The organism is Paenibacillus dendrobii, from assembly GCF_009807035.1.
Taxonomy (GTDB): Bacteria; Bacillota; Bacilli; order Paenibacillales; family Paenibacillaceae; genus Paenibacillus_AQ; species Paenibacillus_AQ dendrobii.
The window spans coordinates 738,950-749,325 of record NZ_WUBI01000003.1; the positions used below are offsets into that span (position 1 = coordinate 738,950).

9 protein-coding genes, 12 tRNA genes, 2 rRNA genes and 1 pseudogene are annotated in these 10,376 nt (G+C 46.3%); 1 reads left to right on the plus strand and 23 read right to left on the minus strand.

Annotated features, from left to right (window positions below; genetic code table 11):
* Positions 1–104: 104 nt before the first annotated feature.
* From GRF59_RS21255 to GRF59_RS21285, 7 genes are all read right to left on the minus strand, one after another.
* Positions 105–1,595, minus strand: coding sequence for an ABC transporter substrate-binding protein (locus GRF59_RS21255; protein WP_160499697.1), 1,491 nt, complete (start codon positions 1,593–1,595; stop codon positions 105–107).
* Between the two features lie 126 nt (positions 1,596–1,721).
* The gene (locus GRF59_RS21260; RefSeq protein WP_160499698.1) at positions 1,722–2,651 is read right to left on the minus strand and encodes a carbohydrate ABC transporter permease; all 930 of its coding nucleotides are present in this window, start codon (positions 2,649–2,651) and stop codon (positions 1,722–1,724) included.
* 11 nt (positions 2,652–2,662) lie between these two features.
* Positions 2,663–3,607 (minus strand): ABC transporter permease, encoded by a 945-nt coding sequence (locus GRF59_RS21265; RefSeq protein ID WP_160499699.1) that lies wholly within the window; start codon positions 3,605–3,607, stop codon positions 2,663–2,665.
* A 302-nt stretch (positions 3,608–3,909) separates the two neighbouring features.
* Positions 3,910–4,671 (minus strand): SDR family oxidoreductase, encoded by a 762-nt coding sequence (locus GRF59_RS21270; RefSeq protein ID WP_160499700.1) that lies wholly within the window; start codon positions 4,669–4,671, stop codon positions 3,910–3,912.
* 84 nt (positions 4,672–4,755) lie between these two features.
* The gene (locus tag GRF59_RS21275) at positions 4,756–5,136 is read right to left on the minus strand and encodes a MerR family transcriptional regulator (RefSeq protein ID WP_160499701.1); all 381 of its coding nucleotides are present in this window, start codon (positions 5,134–5,136) and stop codon (positions 4,756–4,758) included.
* Between the two features lie 162 nt (positions 5,137–5,298).
* Positions 5,299–6,090 carry a sensor domain-containing protein gene (locus GRF59_RS21280; protein ID WP_160499702.1) on the minus strand — a complete coding sequence of 264 codons (792 nt, stop codon included), beginning with the start codon at positions 6,088–6,090 and terminating at the stop codon, positions 5,299–5,301.
* A 264-nt stretch (positions 6,091–6,354) separates the two neighbouring features.
* On the minus strand, positions 6,355–6,717 hold the full coding sequence (locus GRF59_RS21285) for a hypothetical protein (protein WP_160499703.1): 363 nt from the start codon (positions 6,715–6,717) through the stop codon (positions 6,355–6,357).
* Positions 6,718–7,023: 306 nt separating this feature from the next.
* Here GRF59_RS21285 and GRF59_RS21290 point away from each other — a divergent pair, with 306 nt between their 5' ends.
* On the plus strand, positions 7,024–7,419 hold the full coding sequence (locus GRF59_RS21290; RefSeq protein ID WP_160499765.1) for a VOC family protein: 396 nt from the start codon (positions 7,024–7,026) through the stop codon (positions 7,417–7,419).
* Between the two features lie 140 nt (positions 7,420–7,559).
* On the opposite strand, the pseudogene GRF59_RS30315 reads toward GRF59_RS21290, so the two are convergent.
* The 16 genes and pseudogenes from GRF59_RS30315 to GRF59_RS21370 form a co-directional block, all read right to left on the minus strand.
* Positions 7,560–7,700 (minus strand): annotated as a pseudogene (locus GRF59_RS30315) (hypothetical protein); the annotation flags it as partial.
* 15 nt (positions 7,701–7,715) lie between these two features.
* Positions 7,716–7,904, minus strand: a complete 189-nt coding sequence (locus GRF59_RS21300) for an S-layer homology domain-containing protein (RefSeq protein ID WP_160499704.1) — start codon at positions 7,902–7,904, stop codon at positions 7,716–7,718.
* Between the two features lie 631 nt (positions 7,905–8,535).
* Positions 8,536–8,609 (minus strand) — tRNA-Pro (locus GRF59_RS21305).
* A 10-nt stretch (positions 8,610–8,619) separates the two neighbouring features.
* Positions 8,620–8,699, minus strand: a tRNA-Leu gene (locus GRF59_RS21310).
* 28 nt (positions 8,700–8,727) lie between these two features.
* Positions 8,728–8,804 (minus strand) — tRNA-Arg (locus GRF59_RS21315).
* 6 nt (positions 8,805–8,810) lie between these two features.
* A tRNA-Gly gene (locus GRF59_RS21320) sits at positions 8,811–8,885 on the minus strand.
* Positions 8,886–8,899: 14 nt separating this feature from the next.
* Positions 8,900–8,975 (minus strand) — tRNA-Lys (locus tag GRF59_RS21325).
* A 117-nt stretch (positions 8,976–9,092) separates the two neighbouring features.
* A tRNA-Asp gene (locus GRF59_RS21330) sits at positions 9,093–9,169 on the minus strand.
* 29 nt (positions 9,170–9,198) lie between these two features.
* Positions 9,199–9,272, minus strand: a tRNA-Met gene (locus GRF59_RS21335).
* Between the two features lie 85 nt (positions 9,273–9,357).
* A tRNA-Val gene (locus tag GRF59_RS21340) sits at positions 9,358–9,433 on the minus strand.
* Between the two features lie 138 nt (positions 9,434–9,571).
* Positions 9,572–9,646, minus strand: a tRNA-Glu gene (locus tag GRF59_RS21345).
* A 5-nt stretch (positions 9,647–9,651) separates the two neighbouring features.
* A tRNA-Asn gene (locus GRF59_RS21350) sits at positions 9,652–9,727 on the minus strand.
* 4 nt (positions 9,728–9,731) lie between these two features.
* Positions 9,732–9,807: transfer RNA gene (locus GRF59_RS21355), tRNA-Ala, on the minus strand.
* Between the two features lie 96 nt (positions 9,808–9,903).
* Positions 9,904–9,980: transfer RNA gene (locus tag GRF59_RS21360), tRNA-Ile, on the minus strand.
* A gap of 62 nt (positions 9,981–10,042) precedes the next feature.
* Positions 10,043–10,159: ribosomal RNA gene (gene rrf / locus GRF59_RS21365) — 5S ribosomal RNA — on the minus strand.
* A gap of 139 nt (positions 10,160–10,298) precedes the next feature.
* Positions 10,299–10,376: ribosomal RNA gene (locus GRF59_RS21370) — 23S ribosomal RNA — on the minus strand; the annotation flags it as partial.

The window sequence follows — 10,376 nt, forward strand, 5'->3', positions numbered from 1 at the left end:
GACGATATATAGAACAAAATGTTTTTATGCAAAATTACCGATATAACAAGACCCGAACGGCAGTTGACTCCTCCGTTCGGGTCTTTAATGCAGGGCGTTAAGACTTACTTACTGAAGAAAGCATCGATCTGTTCTTGAGCAGCCTTCATGATGGCATCCATGCCGGCCGATTTCATTTCAGAAACGATCTTCGGTACCATTTTCTCCGGATCGGAAGCGCCCGTGAGCAATTCATAGCGGTACTTATCCCACACGGCCTTCGTATTCGCTACTTCGGTAGCCAGGTTGGTCGTGTCCATGGAGAAGCCCAGCAAGGACGAAGCGAAAGCATCCCCGTTCAGTTTCTCAACCTGCTGCCATTGATCTTCTGGAGCGCCTTTGGTTGTCGCCATATCGAAGAACGTACCTTGCGTATAAGCAGCCAGTGGCCATGTGTCCGTTGTGCGCTCAACGACCTTTTCGCCATCGATCTTCTTGTAATCCACATTCTCTTCGCCAAAAGCAAGCATGTTGCGCAGTTTAGGATCGGTATTGACCAGCTCCAGGTACTTCAGTGCTTCTTTTTTATACTTGGAGTTCGCAGAGATTGCATTTAAAGAGCCTTGAATGGTCGAGGTCGTATAGATTGGACCATAGTTTTGTACCATGTCGTACTTTTCTACGCCCTCGTTGATTTGCCAGCCCACTTCTGCGCCAGGGAACCCTTGGGCACTAAAGAATGCGCGTCCTTTGTCCGGCTCAGGCTTGGTCGGTGCATCCGGGTTGATAATGCCGTCTTTGTACCATTGGTGCAGCGTCTTCAAACCATCCATGACATCCGGCTGTTCCAGAACGGAGATGACCTTACGGGAAGTGTCATCGGCTTTCACGCCAATCGGAGGAAGCCCGAGTGCCATATCGTCATAACCGTTAAAGAATCCGTTCAGTCCTTCGCCTTGCGTCATCGGCAATGGATAGAAGCTTTTTCCTTCGCCTGCTTTCATATCATGCAGAGGTTTATCCAGGTCCTTGAGGGTCTTGATATTGTTCACATCGATGCCGTATTTTTCAACATACTTATGATCGAATACCCAATACTGCGTCAGGGACGAGTCTTTATACGTAGGTACGGAGTAAATTTTGCCGCCAATCTTGGTGCCATCCCATACTTTTTCAGGAATGAGCTTCTGCAGATCCGGCGTTTCGCTTTGCACAAGATCGGTGAGGTCGGCCAGAGCGCCCATCGAAACCTGCTGGCTGTACTTGGAGCCGGTGGTGAACAAGATATCGAATGGCTCACCCGTGTTTACGATCGTGTTGATCTTGGTATCCCATTCGCCCCAACTAGCGACCTTAATGTCGACCTTGACGCCGATTTTCTCAGCGGTGTATTCATTCATCGCTGCAACGGCCTTGTCAAAGTTGTTCGGAACCTGGCCGCCGATCGTCCACCAAACCAACGTTGGCACATCCTTGGAAGATGAAGAAGATGAAGACGAATCGGAAGCTTTTGAATCCGTGGCTGTGGTATCCGACTTCGAACCGCAGGCCGCAAGCGCGGACATGAAAAGTGCCATAATACACATGGTGGAGAGGAGCTTCAAAGGTCTTTTCATTGGTATTTCCCCCTTTTAAATGTTCTGCCGCCGCTCTTCGGTCTCATGTAAAATGCTCGTATGCTTCAAACGGCGATGTTATGATCAAACGTCTTTCGACGTCGTCTCAATGAAGGTAAACGCTTATCAACCTTTCACGGCACCGACCGTCAGACCGGAAATAAAGTACCGCTGGAAGAACGGATAAGCAAAGGCTACAGGCAGCACGATGACAATGGCAACCGCCATCCGCGCAGATTCCTTCGGCATCGTCGCTGCAAGCATCGCATAGCTGACGCCCATGCTGGCTGCGTTCTTGGCGAGCGCGTCCACGTTGCTCATCAAGTTATTGAGCAGCGCCTGCAAGGAATACAAATCCTGGTTGTTGATGTAGAGCATCGATTGGAACCAGTCATTCCAGTAACCAAAGCACAGAAACAATCCGATGGTTGCAATGACGGGCAAGGATATCGGCAAAATAATCGAGAAGAAAATGCGCATCTGGCTCGCGCCATCCATTTCCGCAGATTCGATCAGGCCATCCGGAATCGTGCTCTTGAAGAATGTTTTGCAGATGATCACGTTAAAGGATGAAACCGCCAGCGGCAGAATCAGCGCCCAAATCGTGTCCTTCAGCCCGAGCATGTTCGAATTAATGTAGTAACTTGAAACCAGGCCGCCGTTAAACACCATCGGAATAAATACGATCCAGGTGAGCAGCCCTTTCAGCTTAAAATTCGGACGGGAGATGGCATAACCCATCGAGGTCGTGAGCAGTACGCCCAGCACGGTACCTACGATCGTAACGAATAAGGATACCCCAAGCGCACGCAGAATCATCGTTCCCTGATTCACGATATAGCCGTAAGCCTCTCCGGACAAAGCAGTCGGGAAAATGTGATATCCCGTTTGGCGGATGGACTCTTCGCTGGATAGCGAAATGGACAGCACGACCAATATAGGCACGACGCAGACTAACGCGAGTATGATGAATATCAGATTGAAAATGATATTAACGCTTTTACTGGGACGGTTGAATCGATCTAGACCACTCTCATATACCGTTCTTGTCGCCATAAACCCACCTCCTATATCATCGCGCTATCCGGATCAATTCTCCGAACGACCCAGTTGGCAAAGAGAATCATCAAGCAGCCCAGTACGGATTGGACGAATGCGGCTGCAGAAGCCATGCCGACCGTTGCGCTTTTCAATTGTTTGTACACCAATACATCAATGGTTGTGGTCACGTTAAACAGGGAATTCGAATCCCGCGGTACCTGGAAGAACAACCCGAAGTCCGTATAGAAGATGCGACCCACCGCCAAGATGAACATCATGATGATGACAAGCTTCATCAAAGGCAACGTAATGAACCTTGTCTGCTGCCAAATGGAAGCGCCATCAATTACGGCTGCCTCATAGTAGGTTTTATCAATGCCGGTAATCGTCGCCAAATAAACGACCATCCCGTAACCCAGACCCTTCCAAATATTCATGAAGATCAAAAAGTACGGCCAGTATGAAGGTTCCATGTACCAGTTAATTGGGTCTCTGCCCATATCCACTAGCACCTGGTTGACGATCCCCTTGTCAAAGCTTAGAAATGCCCAGCCTACCGCTGAAACGACGACCCACGACAGAAAGTAAGGCAGGAACATCATCGTCTGATATACCTTTCCCGCTCTGCGATTGTGGATCATGCCGATCATCAGCGCCAAAGCGACCGGAATCACAATGCCGAGAATGATAAATACGATGTTGTACCCGATCGTGTTACGAATAATGATCCAGGCATCGTTGGACTTGAACAAAAATTCAAAGTTCTTGAATCCAGCCCAGGGACTGTTAAAAACGTTGCTTAGAAATCCACCGCTTATTTTGAAGTTCTTAAAGGCAATAATGATACCGAACATAGGTAAAAAGCAGAAAAGAATGTACCATACGGTCGTCGGCAATGCCAAAATCGTCAGCTCCGTGTCCTGCTTGCGCCAACGCGTACGAAAACGCTTACTTTTGGTTTTAGCGTCCATGTCTGTCACCTCTTCCGTTAGCTTCGTATTGCTTCGTATACGTTTATCTTATAGGAAATAGAGCGCTTTCATCCAGACAACAAACTTGATACTATAGTCAAAAAACGTTAGGTTTTGATCACAAAAATGGGAAGTTACATGACGCTGACGTCCACATGTGTACATCACAAAAAAGCAGGCACCAGAGGTGCCTGCTTTTATCTATACTTCATTCATTTTCAATCTCTATTCGCTCGAAAGCTTCCTCAGATCCTTCGCATGGCTTGCATCAATACAGCGAATAATCATCTATGACATTGGAGTTATTCAATGGTGTTTTTCGTTGCCTTATACATATTCTCTACGTATTCGTCGACTTCATCTCTTGACATGCGTAGGCGATCCACTGAAGTGCCATATCCAATTTCTTTCTTACCCTCTTCTAATCCCTTGAAAATGCCATCGGCGAAGGCATCTAACGGTTCTCCATGCGTATGCAGCCCCGATCCCCCTAAATCTGTATTCACTGCCGGAGGAGCAACCTCAATCACTTCTACCGACGTGTCAGAGAGCTGGTGTCTAAGACTCATGGTAAATGAATGAAGCGCCGCCTTTGTCGCGGAATAAATCGGAGCAATCGCAAACGGTGTAAACGCGAGCCCCGATGTCACGTTCATGATCGTCGCCGATTCTTTTGTGGCAAAAAACGGAGCGAACAGCATCGAGAGATGGAATGGCGCTTCAATGTTGGTTGTAATCTCATTGTTGAAATCGTTCCAACTGTTCTTCGCATCCGCTTTTAAAACGTTAAATCGTTGTTGGATCCCTGCATTATTCACTAACACATTCACTTCAGGATAGTTCGCTGTTACCCAATCAAATAAGGCTATACGCTCGGATTCATGATTCAAATCACTTACATGAGTAATCAGGCCTGGGAGTTTTTCTTGCGCATGTCGAAGTACATGTTCCCGCCGTCCCGTAACGATGACAGTATTTCCAGCTTCTAAAAAGCGTTCTGCAAAAGCGAGTCCGATTCCGGCACTTCCGCCTGTAATAAGTATCGTATTTCCTGAAAGCTTCATGATTGTTCCTCTTCTCCATAATGAATTTCAAAGAAATGAAGTCAATTCCTTGAGATGCGCCGGTTACGCATATGCTTCATCCGATCATTCTCCTGATCTGGTCTGCGTACGTTGTTTGGTATAACGTGAAATTTTGAAGTCAATTCCTTCTAAGGACTCTGTCATCAATGAAATCTCGGCTAGCACCGTTTGCTTGTGGTTTTTCATCATTTCAAGCCGAAGCCCTATAGTGCTATCCCCTTCGACTACCCAATCAATGTATTGCTTAATGCCACGAATCGGCATGTTGGTGTTTTTTAAACAAATCACGGTGTTAAGGAGCGCCATCTGATCTTCCGAAAATAACCGCCTACCCGCTCCATCACGTTCGATTAAGGGAAGTAGTCCTTTTTTTTCGTAATAACGTAATGTTGATTCCGGAATATTGAATTGGGCTGAAGCTTCGCTAATGGAACAATACTTCATCTGGAGGCCTCCACATTTTATTTTGCATCGTCGACAGGTATAGGATACGACTTAAACCATGGTTTAAGTCAACACAAAAATAAATCACACGCAAACAAGCCCCCTGTCCACGGGTGGACAAGAGGCTCCTGTTTGGGGTCAAGCAAGATTGCTAGAGAGCTTCTAAAGCTCTCGATACGCTGGATGCATCATCCCTTGAGTAGGCTGATCACCTTGGTACTCATTATTTTGCGACTCGACCGAAGCATACATTTGTGCTTCCACGGGTACTGACGGCTGCTGATATGGCTCATCTACATACATGATTCTGCGCTGAATTTGCATGAGCCCATTCACGACGCGAAGCGCCAGCCAAAAGAGTACAAGGCCAACGCCTACGTACAGCAGATATTGCTGATTATAAGTCCAATCGATATGAAAGTAACTAAACAAGCTGTTCTCTAAAATATCAAGCTGCATTTCATTCATCAAAATAATATGCACGACTGGAAGAGCAATGAATCCCAATCCTAGTGCAATCACCGTTACCATAATCACAAAGAATACGATGCCCGTGACAAATCTGAGAAGTACGAGCAGCAGATTGCGAATGAATAGCCCCCCGTCAAAACCTCTCACCATTTGCATCCACCAGTTCTGCCCGGCTTCAGACCGTCGATTGTAGCTATGCGAAACAGGAGGAGTAGGTAAACCCAAAATTTGTCTAATCATGTTTTGTTCAAAACTCACAATCCCATTCAATAGCTTAGCCACTCCAAAAAACAGCGGAATTCCGATAAATATTGGAGTTAAACCGATAGATAATGCAAGCCCCGTTACCGCTACTGTAAAATAGAGAATCCCTAACGGGAGAGATAGCAATAAATAGAGGATCGTTGTATAGGTTTTTGGATTAAAAAGTACCCAATTTACCTTACCCGTTGGCACCTTCTCAGTCGCATCTATTGCCTTCACATTCAAACACCCCTTTAGCTTCATAAGTCACGCTCTGAGTAATAAATCCATTATATCCGCCTTATTCGCCTGACATAACCGTCTTAAGGGGGATCTGAAGCTAGACTTTAGACTAGGACGGTTTCTCTTCAGATGAGCTTATTGAAGCAAAGACGCTAATGAGTGTTGTGATTATTTCGATAATCCAGGTGCATTCACCCCTGCTCGAAGACCGCGCCACATAAGCTTCTACGAGTGTAATTCAGTTCTAAACACAACACCTTACTATAGTGAAAAATCGGTAACGCCCTTTTTATATGCATATTTCAGAGTATATGTTTCTTCCTTTCCATAGGGCATTGTAGCGATTTTTATTCGAGTATAATCAAGCCTGCTATCTCTTAAAACTCTTTTCACCAAGGCAATACTCGGTTCTTCCTCCGTAACAACACAAAATATATTAAGAACATACTTTTTCGGGTCAGACATGCATTTCCCCATATCAAAGCCGTCCACATAGCCTAAGCCAGCATCTGCCAGAGATATTTCCAAGCATTCCATTACTTTTGCTCTTAACCAGTGGTCACGTTGACTGCCTTTAACACTTTTCAGTGGATACTGTACAACTAACCAGAATTGTTCATTCATCCAGATTCACCAGCCAATCTACAGTTAATATATTTAATTCGATCGCGTGTGCGAAGATCCGGCGCTACCAATGAATAATCTCATTTAAATAATTATAACAAAGAAGTTTGTAGAAGGAGATGCTTATTATCAACAGAAAAAGCACCAACCTCATGCGGAGGTGTTCATGATGGTGAGGGAAGTAACAGGCTATGTTTGAAAATGAATAATTTTTCAAATAACTACAATAATGATGAGGGACAATCAAATCAAATCAAAACAATGAATAATAAAAGATGTAAAGAAACCAAAACCCAGGAGGGAATTATGGGCAGATTAGTTCATTTCGAAATTCATGTAGATGACATGGAGCGTGCTAAGAAATTTTATGGCGAGGTATTTGGATGGACATTTGAGGATTGGAGCGATTATGCTGGAATGCCCTACTTCGGGGCTATGGCCGGGGATGAAACTGAACTTGGAATTAACGGAGCTTTGATGCAACGTCAAGGTGCTGCCCCAGAACAATCCCAAGCTTTGAATGGCTACGCATGTACAATGGGAGTGGAAAACTACGATTCTACTGAAACAAAAATTCTTAATTATGGAGGCAAACTAGCATTGCCAAAATACGCACTGCCTGGTATGGCATGGCAAGGATACTATATTGATACTGAGGGGAATCTTTTTGGGATTCACCAGCCAGACAAGAATGCAAAATAGGATTATTTCCATTTCTACACATAGAAAAACCCGACCGCGTAAGATCGGGTTTTTCAAGATGGAAACAAACCGTGGCTTTTCGCCGCCAATCACTCTTCATAGAAGAATGACTGTCGTGTGAGCACGTGTTGATCCATCCCTTAAATCAGATCAGACTTCTGTAACAAATGCTGCAGCATAATCGTTACTTCCGCTCTTTTGACGTTTGCCTTCGCTGCAATGGTAGTATTGCTTCTACCTGTGATGATTCCCGCGAGGATGCAAGCCGCCGCGTCGTTTTGCGCCCACGAGGCTACCTATCCGCTATCCGCGAATGGTTGAAGCGTTACAATCGCTTCTTGAACCGGCAGCCGATCTTTTAACCCGGTAAGCGCCATTGCCTTGGAAATGATCGTCATGGCTTCCTCGCGCGTAATCGTCTCCATCTGTCGGAAGCTTCCATCTTCATAGCCGGTGATCAAGTGATACTGTACCGCAGTCCGCACCGCGAAATTCGGTTTGGATCAATGCGATCAACTTCCGCAGATTTCTTGTTGAAATTCTTGAATCCAATGTGGGGCAGCCGCCAACGACCACTCCGTTCTGGGAAGGATCGACTTTTTCTCAAATCGAACCTGTCATGGATTTCCAATTCGGAATTCCCATATTATTAGTTAGAGAGAGGGGAACTGACGTCAGTAATGGAATTTGGGCTGGAGGAATCACACCTCTCAACATTTTTGTTGATTGGGATTCCGACAACCAATCCGTAGATGATTTCTTTAAAAGTGTTCAATGGAGAGAGGTCTTTGCAAATTGGGCTGCCGAGGTAAGGGGAAACTATTTGTTTCGAACGGAACCCCTGTTCAATAATCAACATTAATTAAAAATTCACAGCGGTAATGGCTGTGGATTTTTTTAGAATGAAGGCGAACCACAGGGATGCCCAAAGCGTCTCGAGGTCGTTGATGTCAAGGATGCTTAATGATTACATGCCCCAAAAAGCAAAATCCACAACCTCTTGAAGTTGTGGATTTAATTTACGTATGGAGACACGGGTAAATTCTCAAGGGTTAAGTGCGTTCCTCAAATTAATTTATTTTATAAATTGGCTATCTGACAACGCAGACTAAAAGATCGGGATGACACGATTTGAACATGCGACCCCCTGGTCCCAAACCAGGTGCTCTACCAAGCTGAGCTACATCCCGATAAATATGATGCCGGTGAAGGGACTCGAACCCCCACGGTTTCCCTCACGATTTTGAGTCGCGCGCGTCTGCCAATTCCGCCACACCGGCATGTGTAAATATGACTCTAAGATAAAAATGGCGCGCCCTAAGAGATTCGAACTCCTGGCCTTTTGATTCGTAGTCAAACGCTCTATCCAGCTGAGCTAAGGGCGCAAATATTGGAGCGGACGACGGGAATCGAACCCGCGACCCTCGCCTTGGCAAGGCGATGCTCTACCGCTGAGCCACGTCCGCATATAAAATAAAACTGGTGAGCCATGAAGGGCTCGAACCTTCGACACCCTGATTAAAAGTCAGGTGCTCTACCAACTGAGCTAATGGCTCTTAATTAATGAAAAGACGGGATACTCTCACTTCGTTCGAGACTGCGAAGCAGCGCTAACGAGATTTATGCTTCGACGAACCCGATAACCGGATTCTCATCCCTGAAGCAAATTTAAATGGCGGAACCGACGGGATTCGAACCCGCGATCTCCTGCGTGACAGGCAGGCATGTTAGGCCTCTACACCACGGTTCCACAGAGGCACTTTCTATGTAAGAAAGTAATTGCGGGGGCAGGATTTGAACCTGCGGCCTTCGGGTTATGAGCCCGACGAGCTACCGGGCTGCTCCACCCCGCGTCAGTAATAAGTATTTAATTCTTCTGGTTCCCGGAAAGTATTTGGAATAAGCTACAAAGCTTCATCTTCACTTTTTGGGGTAAAATGGTGGAGGCTGAGGGGATCGAACCCCCGACCCTCTGCTTGTAAGGCAGATGCTCTCCCAGCTGAGCTAAGCCTCCATACATATGGTTGTAATTAAAATGGTGACCCGTAGGGGGATACTCTCACTTCGTTCGAGACTGCGAAGCAGCGCTATCGAACTTCATGCTCCGACGAACCCTTATGGGTTCTCATCCCCAATCGAAGCTAAATCGTAATGGTGACCCGTAGGGGATTCGAACCCCTGTTACCTCCGTGAAAGGGAGGTGTCTTAACCCCTTGACCAACGGGCCTTATATGGCTCCCCGAACAGGACTCGAACCTGTGACAACTCGATTAACAGTCGAGTGCTCTACCAACTGAGCTATCAGGGAATAATGGTGGAGCCAAGCGGGATCGAACCGCTGACCTCCTGCTTGCAAGGCAGGCGCTCTCCCAGCTGAGCTATGGCCCCATATCTCACCTCAAAAAGTGAAGTATGGCTTCGAGGTTTATTCCGATTACCTTTCGGGAGCCCCGGCACTTACTTTATGAAGTTATTGAAGTTATATGGTGGGCCCTAGTGGACTCGAACCACCGACCTCACCCTTATCAGGGGTGCGCTCTAACCAGCTGAGCTAAGGGCCCATATCTAAAAACAATGATATATGTGGGAATTTAAGCAAAAAAAAGGCCCCATCAAGGGGATTGCTTGGCGGCGTCCTACTCTCCCAGGACCCTTCGGTCCAAGTACCATCGGCGCTGGAGGGCTTAACGGTCGTGTTCGGGATGGGTACGCGTGGAACCCCTCCGCCGTCGCCACCAAACAGGATTTTTCCGGTCGTTCCACTCCCTGAATTCCTTCAGGAAAATATCCGACACTAGAAAAGTCATGCAGCTTAAACTGCGAATCAGATGTTTAATCACCTGAAAACTAGATACGAAACGAATTTGTGTTTTAGTTATTAGGATAAGCCCTCGACCGATTAGTATTGGTCAGCTCCATGCATTGCTGCACTTCCACCTCCAACCTATCTACCTCGT